The sequence below is a fragment of the Pseudomonas sp. SAR267 genome, from assembly GCF_052077595.1.
Taxonomy (GTDB): Bacteria; Pseudomonadota; Gammaproteobacteria; order Pseudomonadales; family Pseudomonadaceae; genus Aquipseudomonas; species Aquipseudomonas vlassakiae.
The window spans coordinates 2,269,227-2,294,255 of the sequence record NZ_JBQIHU010000001.1 but is presented as its reverse complement, the minus strand read 5'-3'; the positions used below and the strand labels follow the sequence as shown (position 1 = coordinate 2,294,255).

At 64.4% G+C, this 25,029-nt stretch carries 27 protein-coding genes and 1 riboswitch; of the genes, 15 read left to right on the top strand and 12 right to left on the bottom strand.

Going from position 1 to position 25,029, the window contains the following annotated elements; all coding sequences use genetic code 11:
* Positions 1-35: 35 nt before the first annotated feature.
* The 10 genes from ACTORR_RS11030 to ACTORR_RS10985 all read left to right on the top strand — a co-directional run bounded on the left by ACTORR_RS11030 (position 36) and on the right by ACTORR_RS10985 (position 7,240).
* A complete protein-coding gene (locus ACTORR_RS11030) occupies positions 36-701 on the top strand; it encodes a riboflavin synthase (protein WP_286935133.1) in 666 nt (221 codons plus the stop codon).
* Between the two features lie 18 nt (positions 702-719).
* Positions 720-1,811, top strand: coding sequence for a bifunctional 3,4-dihydroxy-2-butanone-4-phosphate synthase/GTP cyclohydrolase II (gene ribBA / locus ACTORR_RS11025; protein ID WP_054886550.1), 1,092 nt, complete (start codon positions 720-722; stop codon positions 1,809-1,811).
* Positions 1,812-1,903: 92 nt separating this feature from the next.
* A complete protein-coding gene (gene ribH, locus ACTORR_RS11020) occupies positions 1,904-2,380 on the top strand; it encodes a 6,7-dimethyl-8-ribityllumazine synthase (protein WP_027917814.1) in 477 nt (158 codons plus the stop codon).
* Positions 2,377-2,877, top strand: a complete 501-nt coding sequence (nusB, locus tag ACTORR_RS11015) for a transcription antitermination factor NusB (RefSeq protein ID WP_054886551.1) — start codon at positions 2,377-2,379, stop codon at positions 2,875-2,877. Before ribH ends, nusB begins: the two co-directional genes overlap by 4 nt.
* 18 nt (positions 2,878-2,895) lie before the next feature.
* On the top strand, positions 2,896-3,864 hold the full coding sequence (gene thiL, locus ACTORR_RS11010) for a thiamine-phosphate kinase (RefSeq protein ID WP_054886552.1): 969 nt from the start codon (positions 2,896-2,898) through the stop codon (positions 3,862-3,864).
* Positions 3,861-4,364, top strand: a complete 504-nt coding sequence (locus ACTORR_RS11005) for a phosphatidylglycerophosphatase A family protein (RefSeq protein WP_054886553.1) — start codon at positions 3,861-3,863, stop codon at positions 4,362-4,364. The genes thiL and ACTORR_RS11005 overlap by 4 nt, the downstream gene beginning before the upstream one ends.
* A 16-nt stretch (positions 4,365-4,380) precedes the next feature.
* Positions 4,381-5,124, top strand: coding sequence for a substrate-binding periplasmic protein (locus ACTORR_RS11000; protein ID WP_054886554.1), 744 nt, complete (start codon positions 4,381-4,383; stop codon positions 5,122-5,124).
* A 264-nt stretch (positions 5,125-5,388) separates the two neighbouring features.
* Entirely contained in the window at positions 5,389-6,006 is a 618-nt protein-coding gene (ribA, locus tag ACTORR_RS10995) for a GTP cyclohydrolase II (protein ID WP_054886555.1), read from the top strand.
* Entirely contained in the window at positions 6,003-6,422 is a 420-nt protein-coding gene (locus ACTORR_RS10990) for a hypothetical protein (RefSeq protein ID WP_054886556.1), read from the top strand. The genes ribA and ACTORR_RS10990 overlap by 4 nt, the downstream gene beginning before the upstream one ends.
* Positions 6,422-7,240, top strand: coding sequence for a cobalamin-binding protein (locus ACTORR_RS10985; protein ID WP_286935090.1), 819 nt, complete (start codon positions 6,422-6,424; stop codon positions 7,238-7,240). Before ACTORR_RS10990 ends, ACTORR_RS10985 begins: the two co-directional genes overlap by 1 nt.
* On the opposite strand, the gene ACTORR_RS10980 is transcribed toward ACTORR_RS10985, so the two are convergent.
* The 5 genes from ACTORR_RS10980 to ribB form a co-directional block, all read right to left on the bottom strand.
* Positions 7,212-9,083 (bottom strand): TonB-dependent receptor domain-containing protein, encoded by a 1,872-nt coding sequence (locus ACTORR_RS10980; RefSeq protein WP_286935091.1) that lies wholly within the window; start codon positions 9,081-9,083, stop codon positions 7,212-7,214. The two genes, ACTORR_RS10985 and ACTORR_RS10980, sit on opposite strands and share 29 nt — an antisense overlap.
* Positions 9,084-9,187: 104 nt before the next feature.
* Positions 9,188-11,083, bottom strand: a complete 1,896-nt coding sequence (gene dxs / locus ACTORR_RS10975; RefSeq protein ID WP_286935092.1) for a 1-deoxy-D-xylulose-5-phosphate synthase — start codon at positions 11,081-11,083, stop codon at positions 9,188-9,190.
* 205 nt (positions 11,084-11,288) lie between these two features.
* Complete coding sequence (gene ispA / locus ACTORR_RS10970) at positions 11,289-12,176, bottom strand: (2E,6E)-farnesyl diphosphate synthase (protein WP_054886560.1); 888 nt, start codon at positions 12,174-12,176, stop codon at positions 11,289-11,291.
* Positions 12,173-12,415 (bottom strand): exodeoxyribonuclease VII small subunit, encoded by a 243-nt coding sequence (locus ACTORR_RS10965; RefSeq protein ID WP_008092375.1) that lies wholly within the window; start codon positions 12,413-12,415, stop codon positions 12,173-12,175. Before ACTORR_RS10965 ends, ispA begins: the two co-directional genes overlap by 4 nt.
* Before the next feature lie 217 nt (positions 12,416-12,632).
* The gene (gene ribB, locus ACTORR_RS10960) at positions 12,633-13,283 is read right to left on the bottom strand and encodes a 3,4-dihydroxy-2-butanone-4-phosphate synthase (protein WP_054886561.1); all 651 of its coding nucleotides are present in this window, start codon (positions 13,281-13,283) and stop codon (positions 12,633-12,635) included.
* Positions 13,284-13,363: 80 nt separating this feature from the next.
* A riboswitch (FMN riboswitch) is annotated at positions 13,364-13,505 on the bottom strand.
* A gap of 92 nt (positions 13,506-13,597) precedes the next feature.
* On the opposite strand from ribB, the gene ACTORR_RS10955 reads away from it, so the two are divergent.
* Positions 13,598-14,803 (top strand): RtcB family protein, encoded by a 1,206-nt coding sequence (locus ACTORR_RS10955; RefSeq protein WP_286935093.1) that lies wholly within the window; start codon positions 13,598-13,600, stop codon positions 14,801-14,803.
* Positions 14,804-14,889: 86 nt separating this feature from the next.
* On the opposite strand, the gene ACTORR_RS10950 is transcribed toward ACTORR_RS10955, so the two are convergent.
* From ACTORR_RS10950 to ACTORR_RS10940, 3 genes are all read right to left on the bottom strand, one after another.
* On the bottom strand, positions 14,890-15,780 hold the full coding sequence (locus tag ACTORR_RS10950) for an alpha/beta hydrolase (protein WP_286935094.1): 891 nt from the start codon (positions 15,778-15,780) through the stop codon (positions 14,890-14,892).
* A gap of 69 nt (positions 15,781-15,849) precedes the next feature.
* Positions 15,850-17,196: a HAMP domain-containing sensor histidine kinase gene (locus ACTORR_RS10945; RefSeq protein ID WP_286935095.1), complete on the bottom strand. Its 1,347-nt coding sequence runs from the start codon at positions 17,194-17,196 to the stop codon at positions 15,850-15,852.
* Positions 17,196-17,888 (bottom strand): response regulator transcription factor, encoded by a 693-nt coding sequence (locus ACTORR_RS10940; protein WP_286935096.1) that lies wholly within the window; start codon positions 17,886-17,888, stop codon positions 17,196-17,198. The genes ACTORR_RS10945 and ACTORR_RS10940 overlap by 1 nt, the downstream gene beginning before the upstream one ends.
* A 193-nt stretch (positions 17,889-18,081) precedes the next feature.
* On the opposite strand from ACTORR_RS10940, the gene ACTORR_RS10935 reads away from it, so the two are divergent.
* From ACTORR_RS10935 to ACTORR_RS10920, 4 genes are all read left to right on the top strand, one after another.
* Positions 18,082-20,259, top strand: a complete 2,178-nt coding sequence (locus ACTORR_RS10935; protein ID WP_286935097.1) for a TonB-dependent siderophore receptor — start codon at positions 18,082-18,084, stop codon at positions 20,257-20,259.
* A gap of 321 nt (positions 20,260-20,580) precedes the next feature.
* On the top strand, positions 20,581-20,823 hold the full coding sequence (locus tag ACTORR_RS10930; RefSeq protein WP_313365769.1) for a hypothetical protein: 243 nt from the start codon (positions 20,581-20,583) through the stop codon (positions 20,821-20,823).
* Positions 20,824-20,942: 119 nt separating this feature from the next.
* Positions 20,943-21,206: a DUF3077 domain-containing protein gene (locus ACTORR_RS10925; protein WP_286935099.1), complete on the top strand. Its 264-nt coding sequence runs from the start codon at positions 20,943-20,945 to the stop codon at positions 21,204-21,206.
* A 192-nt stretch (positions 21,207-21,398) separates the two neighbouring features.
* The gene (locus ACTORR_RS10920) at positions 21,399-21,665 is read left to right on the top strand and encodes a hypothetical protein (RefSeq protein WP_418055832.1); all 267 of its coding nucleotides are present in this window, start codon (positions 21,399-21,401) and stop codon (positions 21,663-21,665) included.
* Between the two features lie 172 nt (positions 21,666-21,837).
* On the opposite strand, the gene ACTORR_RS10915 is transcribed toward ACTORR_RS10920, so the two are convergent.
* From ACTORR_RS10915 to ACTORR_RS10900, 4 genes are all read right to left on the bottom strand, one after another.
* Positions 21,838-22,536, bottom strand: a complete 699-nt coding sequence (locus ACTORR_RS10915; RefSeq protein ID WP_099814641.1) for a LexA family transcriptional regulator — start codon at positions 22,534-22,536, stop codon at positions 21,838-21,840.
* 176 nt (positions 22,537-22,712) lie between these two features.
* A complete protein-coding gene (gene ppa, locus ACTORR_RS10910) occupies positions 22,713-23,240 on the bottom strand; it encodes an inorganic diphosphatase (protein ID WP_003255365.1) in 528 nt (175 codons plus the stop codon).
* Between the two features lie 93 nt (positions 23,241-23,333).
* On the bottom strand, positions 23,334-24,149 hold the full coding sequence (locus tag ACTORR_RS10905) for a zinc-dependent peptidase (RefSeq protein ID WP_054886185.1): 816 nt from the start codon (positions 24,147-24,149) through the stop codon (positions 23,334-23,336).
* A gap of 8 nt (positions 24,150-24,157) precedes the next feature.
* On the bottom strand, positions 24,158-24,805 hold the full coding sequence (locus ACTORR_RS10900) for a DedA family protein (RefSeq protein WP_054886184.1): 648 nt from the start codon (positions 24,803-24,805) through the stop codon (positions 24,158-24,160).
* Positions 24,806-25,029 lie beyond the last annotated feature (224 nt).

The window sequence follows — 25,029 nt, the reverse complement described above, 5'->3', positions numbered from 1 at the left end:
CTTGCCCCGCGCGACCCGTTTCTGAGGAAGTCCCCATGTTCACCGGCATCATCGAATCCATCGGCACCATCCGCAGCCTGACCCCCAAGGGCGGTGACGTGCGCGTCTACGTCGAAACCGGCAAGCTCGACCTGGGTGACGTCAAGCTCGGCGACAGCATTGCCGTCAACGGCGTGTGCCTGACCGCCGTCGAGCTGCCGGGCAACGGGTTCTGGGCCGACGTCAGTGTCGAGACCCTCAAGCGCACCGCGTTCATCGACCTCAAGAGCGGCAGCAAGGTCAACCTGGAAAAAGCCCTGACCCCGACCACCCGCCTGGGCGGCCACCTGGTCAGTGGCCACGTCGACGGCGTCGGCGAGATCGTCTCGCGCAGCGATAGCGCCCGCGCCATCCAGTTCCGGGTGCGTGCGCCCAAGGAGCTGGCCAAGTACATCGCCCACAAGGGTTCGATCACCGTCGACGGCACCAGCCTGACGGTCAACGAGGTCAATGGCGCCGAATTCGAGCTGACCATTGTCCCGCACACCCTGTCCGAAACCATCATGGCCGACTACCGCGCAGGGCGTCGGGTCAACCTTGAGGTCGACTTGCTGGCCCGTTACCTGGAGCGTCTGCTGCTGGGCGACAAGGCTGCCGAACCGAGCAAGGGCAGTGGCATCACCGAAAGCTTCCTGGCCGCCAACGGCTTCTTGAAATCCTGATTGAGAAGGGGGTGCCGAGTGGCGCTCAACAGCATCGAAGAACTGGTCGAAGACATCCGCCAGGGCAAAATGGTCATCCTCATGGATGACGAAGACCGCGAGAACGAAGGCGACATCATCATGGCGGCCGAGTGCTGCCTGCCTGAGCATATCAACTTCATGGCCAAGCACGCCCGGGGCCTCATCTGCATGCCGATGACCCGCGAGCGCTGCGAAACCCTGAAACTGCCGCTGATGGCGCCGCGCAACGGTTCGGGCTTCGGCACCAAGTTCACCGTGTCGATCGAAGCCGCCGAGGGCGTCACCACCGGCATCTCCGCCGCTGACCGTGCGCGCACCGTGCAGGCGGCCGCTGCCAAGGACGCCAAGGCCGAAGACATCGTCAGCCCAGGCCACATCTTCCCGCTGATGGCCCAGCCGGGCGGCACCCTGGCCCGCGCCGGCCATACCGAAGCGGCTTGCGACCTGGCGCGCATGGCCGGCTTCGAGCCGAGCGGCGTGATCTGCGAAGTGATGAACGACGATGGCACCATGTCGCGTCGCGCCGAACTTGAAGTGTTCGCCGCCGAGCACGGCCTGAAGATCGGCACCATCGCCGACCTGATCCACTACCGCATGATCCACGAACGCACCGTGCAGCGCGTCTCCGAGCAGCCGATCGAGAGCGAGCTGGGCGAGTTCAACCTGGTCACCTACCGTGACTCGGTGGAAGGCGACGTGCACATGGCCCTGACCCTGGGCAATATCTGCGCCGAAGAGCCGACCTTGGTGCGCGTGCACAACATGGACCCACTGCGCGACCTGCTGCTGGTCAAGCAGCCTGGCCGCTGGAGCCTGCGCGCGGCCATGGCCGCGGTGGCCGAGGCGGGCAGCGGCGTGGTGCTGCTGCTGGGCCACCCGCTGGACGGTGACGTGCTGCTGGCGCACATCCGCGAAAGTGCGGGTGATGCACCGACCAAGGCGCCGACCACCTACAGCACCGTCGGTGCCGGTTCGCAGATCCTGCGCGACCTTGGCGTGCGCAAGATGCGCCTGATGAGTTCGCCGATGAAGTTCAATGCGATATCCGGATTCGATCTGGAAGTTGTAGAATACGTGCCCTCCGAGTGACTTGAGGCGGCATTGACGCCCTTAAGCTCGAGTCCAGACCCCTGTCGAGGCCGCTTGTAAGCGGCCTCGCTCTTGAAGATGAGAATATCGGAATGACCCTGAAGACCATCGAAGGTACCTTCATCGCCCCCAAAGGTCGCTATGCTTTGGTGGTTGGCCGCTTCAACAGCTTCGTTGTCGAAAGCCTGGTAAGCGGCGCCGTTGATACCCTGGTACGCCACGGTGTCAGCGAAAGCGACATCACCATCATCCGTGCCCCGGGCGCCTTCGAAATCCCGCTGGTGGCACAGAAAGTCGCCCAGCAAGGCGAATACGACGCGATCATCGCCCTGGGCGCCGTGATCCGTGGCGGTACCCCGCACTTCGAATACGTGGCGGGCGAATGCACCAAGGGCCTGGCCCAGGTGTCCATGGAGTTCGGCGTACCGGTGGCCTTCGGCGTTCTGACCGTCGACTCCATCGAACAAGCCATCGAACGCTCCGGCACCAAGGCTGGCAACAAAGGCGGTGAAGCTGCCCTGTCCGCTCTGGAAATGGTCAGCCTGCTGGCGCAGTTGGAGGCCAAGTGATTAGCGACGAAAGCGATCGTTTCAACCCGCGCGATCCAAAACCTGCGGATGCCGGCAAGCCCTCGAAAAGCGCCAAGCGCCGCGAAGCCCGCAAGCTCGCGACCCAGGCCCTGTATCAGTGGCACATGGCCCAGCATTCGCTGAACGAGATCGAAGCGCAGTTCCGGGTCGATAACGATTTTACCGATGTCGACGGTGCCTATTTCCGCGAGATCCTCCACGGGGTCCCGGCGATCAAGGGCGAAATCGACAAGGCGCTGGTGCCTTGCATGGCCATCGCCCTGGAAGAACTCGACCCGGTCGAGTTGGCAGTGTTGCGCCTGTCCACCTGGGAACTGATCAAGCGCGTCGACGTTCCGTACCGCGTGGTGATCAACGAAGGCGTGGAACTGGCCAAGGTCTTCGGCGCCACTGATGGCCACAAGTTCGTCAACGGTGTGCTGGACAAGCTCGCCCCGGCCCTGCGTGAAGCAGAAGTCAAGGCGAACAAGCGCTGATCCTGGCGCTGCCGGCCCATGGGTGAGTTCGAGCTGATCAACCATTACTTCGCCGCCGCGCCTTGTGCGCAGGGCGGTGAGGGCGTGGCCCTGGGTATCGGCGACGACTGTGCCCTGCTGGACCTTCCACCCGGTGAACAACTGGCGGTGTCGACCGACACCCTGGTCGCCGGGGTGCATTTCCCTGCTGTCTGCGATCCGCTGCTGCTTGGCCAGCGCTCGTTGGCTGTGGCGGCCAGTGACCTGGCAGCCATGGGCGCGACGGCGATCGGCTTTACCCTTGCCCTGACCCTGCCTGATGTCGGCGCCGACTGGCTGGCGGCTTATGCCGACGGCCTCAGCCGCATGGCCCAGCGTTGCCGCATGAGCTTGATCGGTGGGGATACCACCCGCGGCCCGCTGAGCATCACCGTCACCGTGTTCGGCCGCGTGCCGGCCGGCCAGGCGTTGCGCCGCAGCGGCGCGCGGCCGGGCGATCTGCTGTGTGTCGGTGGTTCGCTGGGCAAGGCGGCAGGGGCGTTGCCGCTGGTCCTGGGTGAGCGCGAGGCACCGGCGGAGCTGGCCGAGCCGCTGCTCCAGCACTACTGGTCGCCGATGCCTCAGCTCCACCTGGGCCAGCTGCTGCGCGGCCGGGCCACGGCGGCGTTGGATATTTCCGATGGCCTGCTCGCCGACTGTGGGCATATTGCCAAGGCGTCCGGGGTCGCACTCGAGGTGAACCTGATGCAGGTGCCAGTGTCTCCTGCATTGGAAGCCTTCCTTGGCCATGATGCGGCCCGGCGGGCAGCGCTGACCGGCGGCGACGACTACGTACTGGCCTTCACCCTGCCACCTGCGGCGCTCGCGCCGCTGACCGACCTCGGTTTCGCCGAGTTGCATGTCATCGGCCGCGTGCTCGAAGGCCAGGGCGTGACCCTGCGCGACCCGCAGGGCCAGGACATCACCCCGGTTCAACGGGGCTATCAACACTTTAGGGAGACACCGTGACCGACCACCCCAACCAGGTGCCTGCGGAGTTCGTTCCGCCATCGGTCTGGCGCAACCCGTGGCACTTCATCGCTTTCGGCTTCGGCTCCGGCACCCTGCCCAAGGCCCCCGGCACCTGGGGCTCGATGGTAGCGATCCCGTTCATCCCGCTGTGGCAGATGCTGCCTGACTGGGGCTACTGGCTGTTGCTGGGCGTGACCATGCTGTTCGGCTTCTGGCTGTGCGGCAAGGTCGCCAACGACTTGCGTGTGCACGACCATGAAGGCATTGTCTGGGACGAAATGGTCGGCATGTGGATCACCCTGTGGCTGGTGCCGGAAGGGTGGCAGTGGCTTCTCGCGGGGTTCCTGATGTTCCGCTTCTTCGACATCCTCAAGCCATGGCCGATTCGCTGGATCGATCGCCATGTGCACGGGGGTGTCGGGATCATGCTCGACGATATCCTGGCCGGTGTATTTGCCTGGCTGGGCATGCAGATTCTGGTGTGGGCGGTAGGCTGAAGCAGGGAGCGTTTCGATGGCCATAAGGACTGTGCTGCTGGCAATGATGCTGAGCCTTGCCCCTTGGGCGGTGGCGGCCGATGCGTTACCGAAGCAGATTCACCTGGTCAGCGAAGAGTGGATCGACTACACCAATGCCGATGGCAGCGGTGTGGCCTGGGATGTGCTGCGCAAGGTGTTCGAGCCTGCCGGGGTCAAGGTGGTGGCCCAGAGTGCGCCGTACAGCCGCGCGGTCGGCCTGGTCAAGCGTGGCGAGGCCGATGCCTGGGTCGGGTCGTACAAGGAAGAGAACGACGACAACCTGTATCCGCGCTGGCATTTCGATATGGACCACATCTACGCCCTGGGCCTGGCCAGCAAGCCGGTGCCGACCTTGGCCACCGTCGGCCAGTACCGCCTGGCCTGGGTGCGCGGCTATGACTACGGCAGTTACCTGCCCAATGCGCACAACTTCCGCGAAATCCAGCGCCGCGAAGGCATCCTGCCGATGCTTGAGCATGAGCGGGTGGATTTCTACATCGATGCGCAGACCGAAGTCGACTATGTGCTCGGGCAGGCCTCGCAGCCGGAGCGTTTTCGCAGCACCCATGTGGCCGAATTGCCGCTGTACCTGGCGTTCTCCAGAAACGAGCACGCCAAAGCCCTGTGCGACCTGTTCGACAAACGCATGGCCGAGCTGGTGCACAGCGGCGAGCTGAAGCCGATCTTCGAGCACTGGAAGCAGCCGTATCCCTTCACGGCGGACAGCAAGCCACAGTAAGACCACTGTTTCATGGCCTGCGCGGCCTCCTGTGGGAGCGGGCATGCCCGCGAAGCAGGCGACGCGGTGGATGGCACCGGCGCTGCCGGTGTTCGCGGGCACGCCCGCTCCCACAGGGGTCGTGTAAGGCCCAGGCGAGTGCCAGCCCCCGACTAAGCATCGAACTTTTCGATCTTAAGCCACGGTATTCAACGAGCGCACACGCAGCGACCTGCTGATACAATCGGCTCACGAGAAATTTCCTACTTAATCCAGGAGCACAACGTGCCCGTCGTCTTTGTTGCCGCCTCGAAACTCCCGACTCCCTTTGCGATCTTCACCATGCATGGCTTCCTCGACGAAGCCACTGGCCGTGAGCACGTCGTGCTCAGCCTGGGTGATATCGCCGACGGCGAGCCGGTGCTGGGGCGCCTGCACTCCGAGTGCCTGACCGGCGATGCCCTGTTCAGCCAGCGCTGCGACTGCGGTTCGCAGCTGGAAGCCGCGCTGCAGGCGATCGCCCGTGAAGGCCGTGGCGTGCTGCTGTACCTGCGTCAGGAAGGCCGCGGCATCGGCCTTCTGAACAAGATCCGTGCCTATGAGCTGCAGGATGGTGGTGCCGACACCGTCGAGGCCAACGAGCGCCTGGGCTTTGCCGCGGACCAGCGCGACTACGCCATGTGCCTGCCGATGCTCGAGCACCTGGGTGTGAAATCGCTGCGCCTGATGACCAACAACCCGCGCAAGGTCAAAGCGCTGACCGACATGGGTATCAAGGTCGCCGAGCGCGTGCCTCTGCACACCGGGCACAACCCGCACAACCGCTACTACCTGGCGACCAAGGCCGGCAAGCTTGGCCACATGCTGGGTAATGAACACCAGGGCGAGGCGCCCCAGGCGTGACTCGCGGCGAGGTCAAGCGGCGCCTGGCGCTGGCCTGGTGGCAGTACCTGGCGGTTGGCCTGGTGCCGCTGCCGGTCATGGCCTGGGCCTTTGGCGGCGGCGAAGCACTGATCCCGGTGCTGGCGATGCCGCTGTTCATCGCCGGTGCCGCGACCATGTTCCTCAGCCTGCCGCGTTTCGGCGCCTACAAGCGGGCACTGATCGCCACCTCGAAGGTGCTGGGCACGGCTGAAGAGCCCGCCGCCTGGATCATCCTGGCGCGGGTGCGGCGCATGGCCATGCTGTTTGCCTGCTTCCCGGCCTGGGTCGCTGCGCTGTCGGTGCTGGTCGGGCTGGAGGCGGTGCCGCAGATCCTCCTCGCGCTGTCCACCGTGGTGCTGCTCTACCTCTACCGCATTCCGCGTCAGCTGGGCTGATGCGCATCCTGCTCTGCCTGCTGGCATTGCTGGCCCTTGGCGCAAGGGCCGGCGAGCCTTTGCGCGTGGTCAGCCTCGCGCCGTCGATGAGCGAAATCATGCTCGAACTGCACGCCGATGACCTGCTGGTGGGTGTGCTTGACGGCGGCGAGCGACCGCAGGCGCTGCAACGGCTGCCTTCGGTCGGGCGCCAGGGCCAGCTGGACATGGAAACCCTGCTCAGTCTCAAGCCTGACCTGCTGCTGCTCTGGCCCGGTAGCGTGGCACCCGCCCAGCGCGACCAGCTCAAGCGCTTGGGCATTGCCACCTACAGCGCCGAACCCCACGACCTGAATCAGCTGATCGAGCAGATCGAGGCAATTGCCGTGCGTGTCGGGCGGGGCGAGCAAGGCAGGCCCTACGTGCAGGCGTTGCGCGAGCGCCTGCGGCAGCTGCGCCAGCAATACCGGCGCGAGCAGCCGTTGCGGGTGTTCTACCAGGTGTGGGATCGGCCGCTGTACACCCTGGGCGGGCGGCAGGTGGTCAGCGATGCCTTGGCGGTGTGTGGGGCGCGCAATGTCTTTGCCGATCTGAGCCAGCCGGCACCGCAGGTGAATGTCGAGTCGGTGCTGATGCGTGACCCGCAGGTGATCCTGGCGGGTGACAAGGCGCAGCTGGCGAGCTGGAAGGCCTGGCCGCGGCTGAGCGCGGTGGCCGGCGAGGGCTTGCTGGTGGTGCCGGACAAAGGCCTGGAGCGGCCCAGCGGGCAGATGATCGAAGCCACCGCCCGCTTGTGCGCGCTGCTGGCGGCTAGAGTGCCGGCGTCCAGGTCACGCTGAACAGCGCAGTGCGGCCTTCTTCGCGGTAGCCGTAGCTGGCCCCATCGAAGCTGTACAGCGCCCGGCTGTAGTCCTTGTCCAGCAGGTTATCCAGCTTCACTTCCAGCTTCAGTTCCTCGCTTGCCAGCCAGCCTGCACGCAGGCCCAGCAAGCCGTAGCCGCCGAGTCGATTGCGGTTGGCTTCGTCGTCGTAGCTGGCGCTCACGGCCTGCCAGCTGGCGCCTACGTTTAAACGTTCGAACTGGCGATCCAGGTCCAGGCTCAAGGTGCGGCGGGCGCGGCGGGCGAGGGTATGGCCACTGTCGCGGTCACGTGGGTCGATCAGCGCCAGGCCAAGCTGGCTGCGCCATTCGCCCCATTGCTGGTCCAGTGCCATCTCCAGGCCGTTGATACGCGCCGAGGCGACGTTTTGCGGAATCGAGTCCTGGCCGAAGATGATCGCGTCGCGCAGGTCGGTGCGGTACAGCGAGGTCTCCAGCCGGCTGTCATGGGTCAGCTGGCTGCGCCACTGCACTTCGTAGCTCTTCGAACGCTCGGGCTTGAGGTCCGGGTTGCTGTACTGCGGGTAGTACAAGTCGTTGAACGTCGGGGCGCGGAAGCCTTCGCTATAGGACAGCAGCACGTCATTGCGGGCATTCAGCGGTATGGTGAGGCTGCCACTCCAGGTGGTCTGGCCGCCGAACTGCTGGTTCTCGTCGTGCCGTACACCCAGCTCGGTGGAGAAGTCTTCACCGCTGTAGCGGTGCTGGATGAAGGCCGCACGGTTCCAGCGGCTGTCTTCGCTGAAGTCGGTGCTGCCGTGCACGCGGTCTTCGTACCAGTCACCGCCCAGCAACAGGTTGTGTTGCTCGGCCAGCTTCAGGTCGTTCTGCCAGGTGATCTGGTCACGGTAAGTGTTGAACACGAAACGCTCGTCGCTCAGCTTGTCGCGCTTGTCGTCACGGTTTTCGCTGTGGGCGAGCTCCAGGCGCGAATGCCAGGCATCGTTGAGCTGAGCGTCAAGATAGCTGCCCAGACTGCTGACGCTGAAGTCGGTGTAGGGCTTTTGCCCGAAGCTTTCGAAAGTGACCGGGTCGAAGCGGCCGAACGGGTTGTCGTATTCGCTGCGGCCGCGGCTGTCGAGCAGGTTCAGGCCGGCTTCGAAGCGCTCGTCGAAAGTATGGCTCAGGCTCAGGGTGAGCGACTTGTCGCGGTAGGCGTCGTGGTCGCCGTCGCTGGCAAACGACGGGCCGGTCGAGTCGATGCCAGCGGTTTCTTCGAGGCTGGCGCCGAGGTTGAAACGGGTAGCATCGTCACCGCCGGACAGCCCCAGGCTGCGCTGGAACGTCTGGTTGCTGCCTGCCGCCAGGCGCAGGCGGGGTTGCAGGCCAGGGCCGCTGCTGCGGCGGGTGAAGATCTGGATCACCCCGCCGATGGCATCGCTGCCATACACCGCCGAGCGCGAACCGCGCAGCACTTCGACGCGTTCGATCTGGTCGACATCGAGAAATTGCAGGCCGCTGTCGCCGGAGGTGGCATTGGCGATACGCACGCCATCGACCAGCACCAGGCTCTGGGCGGCCTTGGTGCCGCGGATGAAGACGCCAGGCAGGCTGCCGCGGCCTCCGGTGGGCGCGACTTGCACGCCGGGCACGCGGGTGAGCAGGTCGGTCACGCTGCTGGGTTGCAGGCGGTCGATGTCGGCGCGGGTGAAGACGGTGTTGGCGGCGCTGGTGGCGGTGCGCGATTCGACCTGGCGGTTGGCGCTGATCAGGGTGTCGGGGAGCTTGAGGGCGTCGTCGCGCTCGGCGGCCAGCAGGATCGTGGGGGCGCAGAGTAGCGCAGCACAGGCGGCATTTTTCATTGGCAGTTCCAAAGCATTCGCGGGCATGCCCGCTCCCACATGGGCATCACCGGCCTTGAGGGCGGTGAGCTCTCTGTGGGAGCGGGCGTGCCCGCGAATAGGCCCTAAAGGCCGAGCTTGGCCATTCGAGCTTTGACGGAAGCCTCGATGCCAGCAGCATCCAGCCCACACTCGGCCAGCATCTGCGCCGGCTTGGCATGCTCGACATAGATGTCCGGCAGCCCCAGGTGCAGCAGCGGCTTGACCACGCCCTCACGGGCCAGGAACTCGCCCACGGCAGCCCCGGCGCCACCCATGATGCTGTTTTCTTCGATGGTTACCAGCAGCTCATGGTTGGCAGCCAGTTCCAGCACCAGGGCCTCGTCCAGTGGTTTGACGAAGCGCATGTCGACCACGGTGGCGTTGATCTGCTCGGCAACCTGCTGGGCTTCGGCCAACTGCACGCCGAAGACCAGCAGGGCAACCTTTTCACCTTGCCGGCGAACCACGCCCTTGCCGATCTCCAACGGTTCGAGGTCACCACTGATCGGTGCATTCGGGCCGGTGCCACGCGGGTAGCGCACAGCGGCAGGGCCGTTGTACAGGTGGCCGGTGCTGAGCATCTTGCGCAGCTCGTTCTCGTCGCTCGGGGTCATCACCAGCATGCCAGGGATGCAGCGCAGGTACGACAGGTCGTAGGCGCCAGCATGGGTCGGGCCGTCTTCGCCGACCAGGCCGGCACGGTCGATGGCGAACAGCACATCGAGGTTCTGCACCGCTACGTCGTGGATCAGTTGGTCGTAGCCGCGCTGCAGGAAGGTGGAGTAGATCGCCACCACTGGCTTGCTGCCTTCGCAGGCCATGCCTGCGGCCAGGGTCACCGCGTGCTGTTCGGCGATCGCCACGTCGAAGTAGCGCTCGGGGAAGCGTTCGCTGAAATCGACCAGGTCGGAGCCTTCCTTCATCGCCGGGGTGATGCCCACCAGGCGGTTGTCGGCGGCGGCCATGTCGCACAACCACTGGCCGAACACCGCAGAGTACTTCGGCCCGCTGACCTTTTTCGGCGCAGCCGGCTTGTCGGCGGGTTCGAGCTTGGTGATGGCGTGGTAGCCGATCGGATCGACCTCGGCGGGGGCGAAGCCCTTGCCTTTCTTGGTCACCACGTGGAGGAACTGCGGGCCTTTGAGGTCACGCATGTTGCGCAGGGTGGCGATCATGGTCGGCAGGTCATGGCCGTCGATCGGGCCGATGTAGTTCCAGCCCAGCTCTTCGAACAGCGTGCCCGGCACCAGCATGCCTTTGGCGTATTCCTCGGTGCGACGGGCGATTTCCCAGGCGCCTGGCAGGCGCGACAGCACCTTCTTGCTGCCCTCGCGCATGCTCGCGTAGGTGCGGCTGGAGAGGATCTTGGCCAGGTAGTTGGACAGGCCGCCGACATTGCGCGAAATCGACATGTCGTTGTCGTTGAGGATCACCAGCATGTCGGCGTTGACTTCCTGGGCGTGGTTCAACGCTTCGAAGGCCATGCCGGCAGTAAGGGCACCATCGCCGATCACGGCGATCGACTTGCGGGCGCTGTTTTGCAGACGGGCGGCGATGGCCATGCCCAGCGCGGCACTGATCGAGGTGCTGGAGTGGCCGACGCCGAAGGTGTCGTACTCGCTCTCGCTGCGGCGCGGGAAGGCGGCGATGCCGTCCTTCTGGCGCAGGCTGAGCATGCGCTTGCGGCGCCCGGTAAGGATCTTGTGCGGGTAGGCCTGGTGGCCAACGTCCCACACCAGCCGGTCATCCGGGGTGTCGAAGACGTAATGCAGCGCGATCGTCAGCTCAATGACGCCCAGGCCGGCGCCGAAATGCCCACCGGTCTGACCAACGGTGTAGAGCAACTCCTGGCGCAATTCGTCGGCCAGGGTCTCCAGGTCGGCTTCAGCCAGCCGGCGCAGGCCGGCAGGCGTGTCAGCGCGGTCGAGCAACGGCGTGACCGGGCGTTCGCGGGGGATCTCTTGAAACGTCGTGGGCATCAGGCGAGTCGTTATAGGTGTGTGAAGACGCGGCAGTTTACCCCATTGTGGGAAAAGCTGCCCATTCATGCGGGTGCTGCTGGGGCTGCTTTGCAGCCCTTCGCGGGCAAGCCCGCTCCCCCAGGATTACCACTGTATTCACGGCCAGTGAAGTCCGTGTGGGAGCGGGCTTGCCCGCGAAGGGCCGCAAAGCGGCCCCACTCAATCAGTGACGGCGCTCGACGATATAGCGTGCCAACGCCCGCAGCGGCTCGGCATTTTCGCCAAACCCTTGCAGTGCGACCAGCGCCTGGTCGCGCAGTTCGATTGCGTAGGCCTTGGCGGCTTCCAGCCCCAGCAGGGCCGGGTAGGTCGGTTTGTCACGGGCGATGTCAGCCCCCTGGCGCTTGCCCAGGGTAGCGGTGTCGCTTTCCACGTCGAGGATATCGTCTTGCACCTGGAAGGCCAGGCCGATGGCCTGTGCATAAGTCTGCAGGGCATCCAGTTGTGCCTGCTCGGCGCGGGCACTGGCCAGGGCGCCGAGGCGCACACTGGCTTCGATCAGGGCGCCGGTCTTGTGCCGGTGCATGAATTCCAGGGCCTGCTGGTCCAGCTTCAGGCCGACCGAGCCGAGGTCGATGGCCTGGCCGCCGACCATGCCCGCAGGGCCTGCGGCCTTGGCCAGGGCCTGGACCATGGCCAGGCGGGTGCTGTCGGCTTGCGGGCTCAGGGTTGGGTCGAGCAGGGCGCTGAACGCCAGGCTCTGCAAACCGTCACCGGCAAGAATCGCGCAGGCTTCGTCGAAGGCCTTGTGGGTAGTCGGCTGGCCACGGCGCAAGTCGTCGTCGTCCATGGCCGGCAGGTCGTCATGCACCAGCGAATAGGCGTGGATCAGTTCCACCGCACAGGCCGCCCCGTTGGCTTGCTCGGCTGGCGCGCCAAGGGCTTCGCAGGCGGCATAGGCGAGCAGCGGGCGCACGCGCTTGCCGCCGTTCATCACGCTGTAGCGCATGGCGGCGTAAAGCCGCTCCAGCTCCCTGGTCGGGGCGACGAACAGCGGTTCGAGGGCGGCGTCGACACGGGCCTGGCAGCTGGCCTGGTAAGCAGTGATCATGCCTCTGGCTCCGCATCGAACGGCTGCGCGGCCAGTTCGCCGTCACGTTCCAGCAGGATCTGCACTTTCTGTTCGGCCTGGGCCAGGGCGCCCTGGCAGTCGCGGGTCAGGGCGATGCCTTGCTCGAACGCGGCCAGCGAGTCTTCCAGCGACAGTTCGCCGTTCTCCAGGCGCTCGACCAGGGCTTGCAGGTCGGCGAGGGATTGTTCGAAATCGATGGAGGCTTTTTTGCGGGCCATGGCGACAGTCTCGGTGGCGGGTCAGAACGGCGCGACGTTAGCAGAGCGGGGCGGGGGGAGCAAACATCCGACTTGCTGATCAGTTAACGCGCAAATTTGTGGGAGCGGCCTTGTGTCGCGAAAGGGCTGCGAAGCAGCCCCGCAATTTCTGCATTTACGCTGAAATTCTGGGGCGGCTGTGCGGCCCTTTCGCGACACAAGGCCGCTCCCACAGGGATCAGGCTGGCTCGGCCTCGAGTTGCACCATGGCCTCACGGCACCGCGCCAGTTCCTCGATGGTCAGCACCGGCAGGTTGTACTGCCGCGCATACACCGCCACCTGCTCACCCCGCGCCATGCTGCCATCAGGATTCATCAGTTCGCACAGCACCGCCGCCGGGCGCAGGCCGGCCAGGCGCGCCAGGTCAACCGAGCCTTCGGTATGCCCGCGACGGGTCAGCACACCCCCATCGCGCGCGCGCAGCGGGAATACATGGCCCGGGCTGACGATATGGCGTTGCTCGGCGGTCGAACGCAGCGCCGCTTCGATGGTGGTGATGCGGTCCTGGGCGGAAACCCCGGTGCTCACGCCTTCGGCTGCCTCGATGGTGACGGTGAAGCCGGTGCCGTGACGGGCCTGGTTGTTCTGCACCATCGGCGCCAGCTGCAGGGCGTCGACAGTGGCTTCGTCCAGGCACAGGCAGACGATGCCGCTGCAATCGCGGATCATCATGGCCATGGTCTGCAGCGACAGGTTCTCAGCAGCGGCGACGATATCGGCTTCGTCCTCGCGGTCGTCATCGTCGAGCAGCAGCACAGGGCGCCCGGCCTGGAAGGCGGCGATGGCGGCGGAGACATTGGGAAATTGTTTTTGCAGCAAAGGGGACATGAAACGCTCCTCGTGATTGATCGATGAACGTCTCGGGGCGAACAAAATGCGCGCGCAGGGGCGCCCGAATGGCCCCTGCCTGACGCCTTCTTTCATCCGGACTATGACCGTCGGCTCTGGAGTCGCACCAGATCTGCTGACCCCCGGCATGGCCGGGGCGCTCGCGGGCTCATCTTTCGATTTACCGCCGGTGGGGACTTTCACCCCGCCCTGAAGACCGGCCAAGCATACAGCACTGTGCCACCTTGCTGGCAAGCCGCTGTTCCAAGGCCTTCGGCGGTATCATGCAGGCATGGCTCAACAGGAACAGCCCCATGGACATTCTCCAGGTCGCCGGTGGCAAGCCGGTCAAACTGTGGACCGACGGCGTGCCGGTCGAAGACGACGCCCGTCGGCAACTGCTCAATACAGCGAAGATGCCGTTCATCTTCAAGCACCTGGCGGTGATGCCGGATGTGCACCTGGGCAAGGGCTCGACCATTGGCAGCGTGATCCCCACGGTCGGCGCGATCATCCCCGCCGCGGTGGGCGTCGACATTGGCTGCGGCATGATCGCGGCGCGTACCTCGCTGCAGGCGCGTGACCTGCCGGACAACCTGCACCGCCTACGCGGCGCCATCGAGCAGGCGGTGCCCCACGGCAAGACCTTCGGCAAACGCGACCAAGGTGCCTGGGACAACGTGCCGGGCCTGGCAGACAAAGCCTGGGGCCAGCTCGCCGGGCGTTTCAAGGCCATCACCGACAAGTATCCGCGCCTGGAAAAGACCAACAACCGCCACCACCTTGGCACCCTGGGCGGCGGTAACCACTTCATCGAGGTGTGCCTGGACGAGGCCGACCGGGTCTGGTTCATGCTGCACAGCGGCTCGCGCGGTGTCGGCAATGCCATCGGCAACCTGTTCATCGAACTGGCCCAGGCCGACATGCGCCAGCACCTGGCCAACCTGCCGGACAAGGACCTGGCCTACTTCGAGGAGGGCAGCCGCCATTTCGCCGACTATGTCGAGGCGGTGGAATGGGCGCAGGACTTTGCCCGGCGCAACCGTGAACTGATGATGCTGGCGGTGATCGCGGCCACCCGCAAGGTGCTGGGCAAGCCGTTCGAGGCAAGCCTGGAGGCGGTCAACTGCCACCACAACTATGTGCAGCGCGAGCAGCATTTCGGCCGCGAGGTGCTGGTCACGCGCAAGGGCGCGGTGTCGGCGCAGAAAGGGCAGTTGGGCATCATTCCTGGCTCCATGGGCGCCAGGAGCTTCATCGTGCGGGGGCTGGGCAACGAGGAATCGTTCTGCTCCTGCAGCCATGGAGCGGGCAGGTTGATGAGCCGGACCAAGGCCAAAAGCCAATTCACCGTGGAAGACCAGCGGCGGGCCACGGCCCATGTGGAGTGCCGCAAGGACAAGGACGTGATCGACGAGATACCGATGGCGTACAAGGACATCGATGCGGTGATGAAGGCACAGAGCGAGTTGGTGGAAGTGGTGCACACGCTGCGGCAGGTGGTGTGTGTGAAAGGTTGACCTGTCCCGGCCTCTTCGCGGGCACGCCCACACAGGGATACGCGAGCCCCTGGTGCGGGCGTGCCCGCGAAGAGGCCGGGACAGGATTACCGCGACATGTCTCCAATCACCTTACCCAGCGAGGCCGGCAGCATCGGCCCATGCCCCAGCCCTTCGAATCGCTCGAAGTGCACCTGCAGCCCCTGCACCCTGGAAAGATCAGCCGCCAACTCCCGGGCCGGCCGCTCCACATCGCCCTTCACCGGCATACGCGGATTCGCCGGCTCCTCGCTCCCACGCATCAACAGCAACCGTGGCCGGCTATCGCCCAGGCGCTGCTGCAACCCCTGCGCCTCACGCAAGATCGCCCCGTCGTTCCACCATAGCGACGGGCTGGCCGCTGCATAGTCGCTGAACGCGCCAGGCCGGGTTAACAGTGCATGCAACACCGCCAGGCCACCATAGGAATGCCCCCACAGCGTCTGCCGCTGCGGGTCGATTGGTGCCACGTCAGCCACAATTGGCCGCATCTTTTGCGTCAGCAGATCAAGGAACGCATCCGCCCCACCGCTGGGCTCCCCCGTCAGTGGATCGCGCTGCTCGGCCTGTCCGGCTACTGCCGGGGTGTAATCGAAGGTGCGCCCGATCCGCTCGATGCGCTGATCTGTCTGGTACCCCACGGCAACCAGCAACGGTGCCTGACCGGCGGCGAGCTGGCTCAGTTGCTGGGCATTTAGTGCGCCCAGCGCGGCATTGCCGTCGAGCATCCACAGTACCGGATAACCGGTAGCCGGCGCCGGGCGACCCGGCTTGCCGAGCCACAGGCGGTAGTGGCGCTGGCCGTCGGCCGAATCCAGGTCAAGATGACTGAAGCGGTAGGCCAGGTCCTGGCGTTGCAGCAGCGAGGTGTCCATTTTCTGCTCACGTGCTGGCTGCGCCACGGCAACCGGGGCGGCCAGCGCCAGTGCAAAAATCAGGGACAGGGTCATCTTGCTCATCAGGCGTCTCGTCTGGGCTTTGCAGGGAAAGGCCAGATGATAATCAGTGCCGTTTGGGCGTAAAGCGCATTAACTTTCTAAACATTCCCCGCCGATTGGCAGCACCACATGCAGGCACAAGCCGGGGTGAGCATTGCTGGCCCACAGCCGGCCGCCTTGCAGTTCGATGGCGCGGCGGGCGATGGCCAGCCCAAGGCCGAAGCCTGCGCCGCTGTGGGGCAAGCGTTGGTAGGGTTGGAAGATGCGTTCGAGGTCAGCGTGCGGTATGCCGGGGCCCTGGTCGCTCAGGCGCAGGTGCCAGCAGTCGCCCTCACGCCAGCCATCGAGGCTGACCCGGCCGCCCTCGGGCGAATGGCGGATGGCATTGCGCATCAGGTTTTCCAGGGCCTGGGCCAGGCTGTCCAGATGGACCTGCACCCGGCAGTCGGTGCCCAGCGAGCAGGGCAGGCGTGATCGGTCCCAGCCACTTTCGAAGCAGATGTCCTGGCATAGCGCCTCCCACACGGAAAGCATCAGCACGGGCTCGGTAGGCAGTTGCGGTTGCTCGGTGTCCATCCAGGCAAGGTCCAGGGTGTCCTCGAGCAGCTTCTGCATGTCATTGACCTCACGCTCCAGGCGTTCACGCAGTTGTGCCGGCGGCAAGTCGCTGTCATGGGCGATGCGCAAGCGCGCCAGTGGCGTGCGCAGTTCGTGGGACAGCGTGCGCAGCAGCAGGCGTTGTTGCTCAAGGCTCTGGCGCAGGCGCCCGGCCATGTGCTCGAAGGCCTGCGCCAGCTCGCCCAGTTCATCGCGGCGCTCCTGCAGGGGCAGGCCAGGGCTTTCCAGGTCGTCGGCGCGCAAGGCATCGGCGCGGTCGCGCAGGCGGTTGAGCGGCACCACCAGCTGCCGATAGATCGCCAGGCCCAGCAGCAGGGCCAGCAGCGTGGGGGCGACGCCGTGGGTGATGACATGGGTCCAGGGCGTCAGGCCTGTGGGCAGCAGGCGTTCGGGCAGTTGCATCACCAGGCGGCCGTTCTCGGGGTGATCCGGAAACTCGATGCTGACGTACGGCAGTTCATCCTGCAGGCGCCGGCTCATCGGCCAGTCGAGCTTGCGCATGAAGGTCAGGTGGCTGGCCTCTTCGGCGTCCAGCGGCGTGGTGCCGAGGCTTTGCAGGTGTGGCCCGAGCAGCACCGCCCAGGTGTCTTCGGCGTGTTCGAGCTTGCGCCGGAACGCCTCGGCGCCGGTCGCCCCCGCTTGCTGCCAGGCCTGTTCAGCCTGCTGTGCGTAGCGGGCGAGATAGGCCTGGTCAGCTGCGGAGAGAAAATAGGTGCTGCGCTCCACCGACAGGCCCCAGGTCCAGATCAACCAGGTCAGCAACAGGCAGAAGCTGACCTGCAAGGCTGCCAGTTTCCACAGCAAGGGGTGTCGGCGCATCAGGCGTGTTCCGTGTCGACCAGCAAGTAGCCCTGGCCGCGCACGGCCTGGATCTGCAGGTGCTGAGCGCCGATATCGGTCAGCTTGCGACGCAGGTTGCACACGTGCACGTCGAGGCCGCGGTCCAGGCGGGTGTAGGCCCGGTGCAGCACGGTCTGGTACAGGAACGGCTTGCTCAGGGCCTCGCCGGGGTGGGCGCTCAATGTGGCCAGCAAGCGGAACTCCGAAGCGGTCAGGCCGGCCGCCTTGCCGTGGTGAAGCACATCCCGCAGGTACTGGTCGTAGACCAGCGGGCCGGCTTCGCTGTGCGGCAGTGTGCTGCGGCCGAAGGCCACTCGCCGCAACAGGGCATCTACCCGGGCGTCCAGCTCGGCGAGGCTGAACGGCTTTGGCAGGTAATCGTCCGCGCCCCGGGTAAAGCCGCTGATGCGGTCCTGCTCGGCGCCCAGCGCCGACATCAGCATCACGGGGACGGCATGCTGGCGGCGCAGCTCGTCGAGCAGGCTGAGGCCGTCGATGCCCGGCAGCATGATGTCCAGCAGCACCAGGTCGAAGCGGCTGTGCTGCACGGCATTCAACGCCTGGGTGCCGCTGGCGCAGGCGTTGACCTGGAAACCACGGTTGAGAAAGTGGCGCTGCAGATCCTCACGCAGGCGTGCGTCATCTTCGGCGAGAAGGAGTGAGGTGGGCATCGTTTGTCTTTAATGAGAATTTGTATCAGTTAGCCATCATCCCATTGTGGGCGGGGGAAGGGCAATCGCCCCGTGTCAGGCGCATGTGTTAAGAAGGTTAATCCTGCTGCACCTCGGTTTTTCGTCCGGTATCGTTCGCAAAAAGCAACTTGTTTCATTTGCGATTAAATATCACTTGGGCGAAGGGTGTGTCATGAGCGGTTTCAATGGTGTGGGGAGCCCGCGACGGGTTCGGGGATGGCTGGTGCTGGGGCTGCTGGCGCCGTTTTCGTTGTCGGCACTGGCTGAAACGGTGGCAGGCCAGGCGGCGGCGGACGACACGTCGCTCGACCTGCCGGCGCTGACCATCGAAGGCAACCGCCTCTACGACATGCTGCCCTCGGAACAGACCGGTGGTTACAGCGTCGATGCCGCCACCGTGGGCACCAAGACCCCGGCAGCTCTCAAGGACATCCCGCAATCGATCACCGTGTACACCCAGGACTACATCAAGGACCGCCAGTTCGTGCACCTGGATGACCTGGCCAAGTACACCGCCGGCCTGCGCACCCTGACCAACGACAGCGGCCGTTCATCGATCTACGCCCGTGGTTACGAGTACAGTGAGTTCAACATCGACGGTCTGCCGGCGCCCATGGCCAGTATCTTCGGCACCGTACCGTCGCTGGCAGCCTTCGACAGGGTCGAGATCATGCGCGGCCCGGCCGGCCTGTTCAGCAGCACCAGCGAGCTGGGCGGCATCGTCAACATGGTGCGCAAACGCCCAACCGCCGAATTCCAGGGCCATGTCGAAGGTAGCTACGGCACCTGGGACACCAACCACGAAGAAATCGACCTGAGCGGGCCGCTGGACGATGCCGGCCGGGTACGCGGGCGCTTCATCGCCTCGCGTGACGACACCAACGGTGAGGTGGATTACAACGCCAACACCAGCAACAGCTACTACGGCGCGCTGGACATCGACCTGGACGACGACACCACGCTGTCGTTCGGCCTGATCCACGAAGTGAAGAACATCACCCCGCACAACGGCTACCCGGCGACGCTGTCGGGCGAGGTGCCTGATTTCAGCCATTCAAAGTTCCTCGGCGCCGACTGGAACTACTTCGACGGCAAGACCACCGACCTGGTCGCCGAGCTGACCCACCGCTTCGACAACGGTGGCTATGGCCGCGTCGCCGCCCGCGGCTCGCACCGCGACACCAACTACCTGTATGCCTTCACCGCGACCAATGCCACCACCGGGGCCAACTCCGAGCGTGCCAGCGCCCGCGACTTCACCCAGGACACCTACTCGCTGGACGCCAGCTACAGCCAGCCGTTCGAAACCTTCGGCCAGGTCAGCGAATTCGTGGTCGGCACCGACTACAAGAACTACGACACCGAGTACCTCAACGGCACCACCAACCTGGGCAGCATCAACGTCGACACCTACACGCCGACGCGCTTCGCCAAGCCGTCGCCGAACTACAGCACCGAGACCGGCATGCAGGAAGAGGAATACGGCCTGTACTCCAAGGTCACCTTCCGCCCGATCGAGCGCCTGGCGCTGATCGCCGGCGGCCGCTTCAGCTGGTACCGCGGTGATTTCTACACCACCACCCTGAGCAGCGGCTCGACAGTTGACGACAACAAGCGCGTCGATGGCCGCTTCACGCCGTATGGCGGCCTGGTCTACGACCTGACCGAAAACCACGCGCTGTATGCCAGCTATTCACAGGTGTTCAAGCCCCAGTCGGACACCGACGGCAACGGCCGTGTGCTCAAGCCGCGCCAGGGTGAGCAGTACGAGTTCGGCCTGAAGAGCAGCTACTTCGGTGGCGACCTGAACACCCGCTTCTCGGTGTTCCGCCTGACCGACAAGAACCGCGCCAGCACAGAGTACGATGCCGATGGCGTGGACACCGGCTTCTCGGTCGCCTCCGGCAAGACCCGGGTCAAGGGTGCGGAAGTGGAAGTCAGCGGCAAGCTGACGCCTGACTGGGAGCTGCTGGCGGGCTACACCTGGATGGAAACCGACACCGTCAAGGGCGATGCCGAAACCACCTTCTTCATCATGCCGCGCAACCAGGCATCGCTGTGGAGCAAGTACACCATCAGTCAGAGCCCGCTGAACGGGCTGGCGATTGGTGGTGGCGTGTCGGCGATGAGCAACTTCTACTCCGAGAATGGCGGCGTGCGTATCGATGCGCCGGGCTATGCCACCGTGGATGCGATGCTGTCGTACCCGGTGACCTCGAAGCTGACGGCGACCTTCAACGTCAACAACCTGTTCGACCGGGATTACTTGTCGCGGGTGGGCTCGACTTCGACGTTCAACTTCTATGGGCCATCGCGGAGCATGATGGTCGGGGCGCGGTATGACTTCTAAGTTCAGAAAATTCCCGTTGTTTGTAGTCCATTTCTGAATTAGCTTCCTACCGCCCTTGGGCCATTGCGGTGGTGTTCTGGGCGGCCTAGTGTGGTCCGGTCGTTGTCAAAGCAGCGACCGGGCCTGCAAGCCCGTACAAACATCAGTACCGATTTCCGAGTTGCTGCTTGCCAGCAACTTCGGTCAATGGTGGCTGCGTGCGGGAGATCTTCGGATCTGCCGGTTCTCGTCTGTCCGGTCTTGCAGACCTGCACGTAGCCGCCACCCATCAAATGCAAGTGATGACGTGGTGGTTTCTTCGGATACAGACGAGGTTACACCATGCTTAAGATAGTCCCCGATCCACCCCACGATATTCATTCCCTCGAAGACACGCTTGTCCAGGCCACTGACTACGCACTCTGCGCGACGACGGTGGTGCATCAGGCGTTGCTGCTGCAGCCCAAGTCACCGGCGTCGATCCTGATGATGACCTCGATGCATGAGCTGGAGGCGCTGCGGGCTTTGCTCGAGTCGGCGTTGATCCAGGTGCAGATGGCCACTGGGCCTCGGACCTTGCACTAAGGCTCAGGTGATGTATTGCCTGTTCCGGCCTCTTCGCGGGCACGCCCGCTCCCACAGGTACGGCGCATGCCCGCGAAAGGGCCAGAACAGGCATTCGAGAATTTTCAGGGAGATGAGCAATGACCACAGACAACACCCAATGCACCGCCGGCAAAACCACCTTCTTCCAAGGTGAAAACCAGACCCACCCACTGTTCCGCATCGAACCCGGCATTCCCTGCCAGGATGCTCGCGAGCAGGCCTCGGAACTCATGGGCTATGTGCGCGAGCTGACCATCCTCGGCTTGATGGATGAGAAACCGATGCTGATCTGGGCCTCGCATTACCTGAGCGCGATGGCCAAGGCGCTGATGGATGATGCTGAGTTGGGCATGAGGCATTGATTGGCCAGACCTGATAGCGCATCACGGCCACCAAGTGTTCGCCGAAAGATGTGCAGCGCCTATCAGATCGAGCGCCGCCCGCGCGGCGCATCGCGGGCAAGCCCGCTCCCACATCTGTTTCGGGCCAGTCACTCCTATGAAGCCAACAGGGACCGCCCTGGTGCATGACAGGTAACAGGTGGAACAGCACGAGTGCCCATCGAGATGCATCGCCATGGCAACAAGGCTGTTCCTGTTGGCTTCACCGAGATGCATCGCCATGCTAACAAGGCGGTCCCTGTTGGCGGCACAGGAGTGATTGGCCCGAAACAGATGTGGGAGCGGGCTTGCCCGCGATGCGCCGCGCGGGCGGCGCTCGATCTGATAGGCGCTGCACAACTGTCGGCATACAAAAAAAGGGCATTAAAAAGCCGGCTTGTGGCCGGCTTCTCGGGGACGGTTCCGACTAATTTATGGTAAGTCGCAACCGCCTTAACTGTGTGGCCAGCAAGGGCCTGAAAGAGATGGCAAACGGTCGTGTGGAGCGTCGCCGAGCCCTCTGGAACGCGGCTTGCGCCGGCCGGGGCTGAATGTGCCGCGTAGCATACAAGGGCTGGCGCGGTATGCCCAGCAAAAAATGGCACAGGGCGTGTCAGCCGGGGCGTCGCTGGCGGTAATGCGACCAGTGGAACACCCAGCCGAGTACCTCCAGCTTCTGCGCCTTGCGCTGTAACGGTGTGTAGCGCTCCACCACCTCACGCCGGTTGTGGCTGTGCAGGCACAGGGTGCCTTGGTGGCCGAGGCTCAGGCTGTTCACCCTGAGCCTGCCGTTGTGCAGCAGGGCATAGATCTCGCCATCAACCACCCGGGTGTAGCTTAGGTCGATCGCCAGGATGGCATCGCGTGGAATCCACGGCGCCATATTGGCAGCCGGCATGGTCATGCAGATGGCTTGCTCCACGGGTACGGCCAAAGCCTCCAGCGCAGGTGCCGGCATTGCCAGGTGATGGCCGTCGATCGCGATGAGCTGGCCGTTGCGCAGCTCGTGGAAGGGTACTTGCACCAGGGGCACAAGTTGGTCCGATGACGCACCGAATGCGTCTATCGGCATTGCCTGTGGCGCATACATGCGCAGAAGCGAATGCGGGTGCTTCGGGCCTTCGCCCGTTTGCAGCCAGCGGCGCTGCACACAGAACAACTCGGCCATTTCGTCGAGGCGGGCAATCGGGATGCCGCGGGTGAACCAGTTGTTGATGTGCTGCGACGTCACGCGGCGCTGGGCAGCGAAGTCTGAGGGGGTCAGGCCACATTCCCGGAGGAGTGCCTTGAGTCGGTCACCGGATCTGTTCATGAGGCCGAGTGTAGCGGCCGGTTGCCAGTAGCGAAATGAACGTGATGTTGATATGAACGGTGTGAAAAATGCTTGGATGTAGGGCGAAGGTGTAGGGCTGCGTAGGATTTTTTACCTGCCTTCCGCGTAACCCATAAAAAACCCCGCTGAGGCGGGGTTTTTTATGCAAAACGGTATCAGCCTTTGTAGGCAGCGACCGATTTGGTGATCGCGGCGCGGGCGGCGTCGGCGCCTTCCCAGCCTTCGATCTTGACCCACTTGCCCTTCTCCAGATCCTTGTAGTTCGCGAAGAAGTGCTCGATCTGCTGGATCAGCAGGGCTGGCAGGTCGGTGTATTCCTTCACGTCGACGTACAGCTGGCTCAGCTTGTCGTGAGGCACGGCGATAACCTTGGCGTCGCCGCCGCCGTCGTCGGTCATGTTCAGCACGCCGACCGGACGGGCACGGATAACCGAGCCAGGAGCAACCGGGTATGGGGTCACGACCAGCACGTCCAGCGGATCACCGTCGTCGGCCAGGGTGTTCGGGATGAAACCGTAGTTGGCCGGGTAGAACATCGGGGTGGCCATGAAGCGATCGACGAACAGGGTGTCGCTGTCCTTGTCGATTTCATACTTGATCGGCGCGTGGTTGGCCGGGATCTCGATGGCGACGTAGATGTCGTTCGGCAGGTCTTTGCCAGCCGGAATCTTGCTGTAGCTCATTGGGCAGTGCCCCCGTGTTTGATCAAAAAAGTGGCGGCGATTATAGGCACATTCCGCCAGGCCATGCCACGTGTGCACGGATGTGCGGCCGCATCAGGCGTGGCTTTCGCGGTAATCCGGATGCCCGGCCTGCAGCTTCAGCAGGCGCTCGAGCGGGTTCTGCCGGTAGAACAGCGACAGCTGCTGGTACACCTGTGGATAAGCCTGCTGCAGCAGGTCGGGAGCGCTGAAGAAATACTCGCTGGTGACGGCGAAGAATTCCGCCGGGTTTTCCGCCGCGTAGGGGTCGATGGCGGTTTCAGCATCGGGGTCGGCGTCGAGCTGGCGGTTGAGGTCGTCGTAGGCCTGCTGCATGGCCGCTGCCCAGTCTTCCACGCGCATGCCCGGGTGCAGCGGCGGCAGGCCGTTGGCATCGCCATTGAGCATGTCGAGTTTGTGTGCCAGCTCGTGTATCACCAGGTTGTAGGCCTCCCAGCCGCCACTGGCCAGCACCCCGGCCCAGGCCAGGATGATCGGCCCCTGCTGCCAGGCTTCGCCGCTGTGTTCGGCATCCCACGCGTGCTCCACGCCAGTGGCATCGCGGTGGCGCTGCGGGCTCTTGAAGTCATCGGGGTAGAGAATGATCTCGTGGAAACCTTGGTACCAGTTCAACTCGCCCAGGTGCAGCAGTGGCAGCTGCGCCTGGGCGGCGAGAAACAGGCGCTGCTCGTCGTCCAGCTCGACCCCGGGGAGGGTGGTCAGGTGCTTGTCGAGCAGGAACAGGATGCAGGCTTCGCGCAGCCACTGGTCTTCGGCATCGGTGATGCCATCGAGCATCGGCAGGCGATCACGGATCACCTGCCATTGCTGTGGGTCGATCGGGTAGCGCGCGAGTGTGCGCTTGCGCCGCCAGGCGCTGAAGGACCACATGTCTGCTGTCAGTGGGCCTTGGCGGTGCGGCCCAGGCGGCTGCGCAGCAGGCCGAGGATCATCGGTACCAGGGATAGCAGGATGATGGCGACCACCATCAGCGACAGGTGCTGCTTGATGAACGGCACATTGCCGAAGAAGTAGCCCAGGGTCACCAGGCCACCGACCCACAGCAACGAACCGGCCACGCTGAAGCCCAGGAAACGCGGGTAGTGCATGTGCGCGATACCGGCCACGAACGGCGCGAAGGTGCGCAGGATCGGCAGGAAGCGTGCCATGGTTACGGTCTTGCCGCCATGGCGTTCATAGAAGTCGTGGGTCCGCTGCAGGTAGTCGCGGCGGAAGATCTTCGAATTGGGATTGCTGAACAGTTTTTCGCCTGTGGTGCGGCCGATGATGTAGTTGGTGCTGTCGCCGAGGATGGCGGCGGCCATCAGCAGGCCTGCCAGCAGGACCGGGTCCATCCCGCCACCGGCGGCCACGGCGCCAGCGATGAACAGCAACGAGTCGCCCGGCAGGAACGGCATCACCACCAGGCCGGTTTCGCAGAAGATCACAGCAAACAGGATCGCATAGATCCAGGGGCCGTAGTTGGTGACCAGCAGATCGAGGTAGGCATCGAGATGCAGGATTAAGTCCAGCGGGTTGAATTCCATGTACAGCACCTGTGTTCTTGCCCGCCTATACGGGCATGCGATGACCGACAATGCCCTCGGCGTCGGCATGACTAACCTGTGAGTGGGTAAATTTTCACACATGACAGGTCGAAGCATTATACGGCCAAGTAGGAAACCTGCCCGTAGAGTTTGTAGCGGGGGGTTACTGTGTGCGCCTGTGCCGTCCTCTTCGCGGGCACGCCCGCTCCCACAGGTACCACACA

Bases quoted from the DNA above. Each gene is read 5' to 3' on its own strand.
- ACTORR_RS10925 (WP_286935099.1), top strand. From the start codon at position 20,943: ATGACCACAGACAACACCCAATGCACCGCCGGCAAAACCACCTTCTTC.
- ACTORR_RS10980 (WP_286935091.1), bottom strand. From the start codon at position 9,083: ATGAAAAATGCCGCCTGTGCTGCGCTACTCTGCGCCCCCACGATCCTG.
- ACTORR_RS10955 (WP_286935093.1), top strand. From the start codon at position 13,598: ATGGACATTCTCCAGGTCGCCGGTGGCAAGCCGGTCAAACTGTGGACC.
- ACTORR_RS10950 (WP_286935094.1), bottom strand. From the start codon at position 15,780: ATGAGCAAGATGACCCTGTCCCTGATTTTTGCACTGGCGCTGGCCGCC.
- ispA (WP_054886560.1), bottom strand. From the start codon at position 12,176: ATGATCACTGCTTACCAGGCCAGCTGCCAGGCCCGTGTCGACGCCGCC.
- ACTORR_RS10965 (WP_008092375.1), bottom strand. From the start codon at position 12,415: ATGGCCCGCAAAAAAGCCTCCATCGATTTCGAACAATCCCTCGCCGAC.
- ACTORR_RS10940 (WP_286935096.1), bottom strand. From the start codon at position 17,888: ATGCCCACCTCACTCCTTCTCGCCGAAGATGACGCACGCCTGCGTGAG.
- ACTORR_RS11030 (WP_286935133.1), top strand. From the start codon at position 36: ATGTTCACCGGCATCATCGAATCCATCGGCACCATCCGCAGCCTGACC.
- ppa (WP_003255365.1), bottom strand. From the start codon at position 23,240: ATGAGCTACAGCAAGATTCCGGCTGGCAAAGACCTGCCGAACGACATC.
- ACTORR_RS10915 (WP_099814641.1), bottom strand. From the start codon at position 22,536: ATGAACAGATCCGGTGACCGACTCAAGGCACTCCTCCGGGAATGTGGC.
- ACTORR_RS10930 (WP_313365769.1), top strand. From the start codon at position 20,581: ATGCTTAAGATAGTCCCCGATCCACCCCACGATATTCATTCCCTCGAA.
- thiL (WP_054886552.1), top strand. From the start codon at position 2,896: ATGGGTGAGTTCGAGCTGATCAACCATTACTTCGCCGCCGCGCCTTGT.
- dxs (WP_286935092.1), bottom strand. From the start codon at position 11,083: ATGCCCACGACGTTTCAAGAGATCCCCCGCGAACGCCCGGTCACGCCG.
- ACTORR_RS10905 (WP_054886185.1), bottom strand. From the start codon at position 24,149: ATGTGGTCCTTCAGCGCCTGGCGGCGCAAGCGCACACTCGCGCGCTAC.
- ribH (WP_027917814.1), top strand. From the start codon at position 1,904: ATGACCCTGAAGACCATCGAAGGTACCTTCATCGCCCCCAAAGGTCGC.
- ACTORR_RS10900 (WP_054886184.1), bottom strand. From the start codon at position 24,805: ATGGAATTCAACCCGCTGGACTTAATCCTGCATCTCGATGCCTACCTC.
- ACTORR_RS10935 (WP_286935097.1), top strand. From the start codon at position 18,082: ATGAGCGGTTTCAATGGTGTGGGGAGCCCGCGACGGGTTCGGGGATGG.
- ACTORR_RS10945 (WP_286935095.1), bottom strand. From the start codon at position 17,196: ATGCGCCGACACCCCTTGCTGTGGAAACTGGCAGCCTTGCAGGTCAGC.
- ACTORR_RS10985 (WP_286935090.1), top strand. From the start codon at position 6,422: ATGCGCATCCTGCTCTGCCTGCTGGCATTGCTGGCCCTTGGCGCAAGG.
- ribB (WP_054886561.1), bottom strand. From the start codon at position 13,283: ATGTCCCCTTTGCTGCAAAAACAATTTCCCAATGTCTCCGCCGCCATC.
- ACTORR_RS11000 (WP_054886554.1), top strand. From the start codon at position 4,381: ATGGCCATAAGGACTGTGCTGCTGGCAATGATGCTGAGCCTTGCCCCT.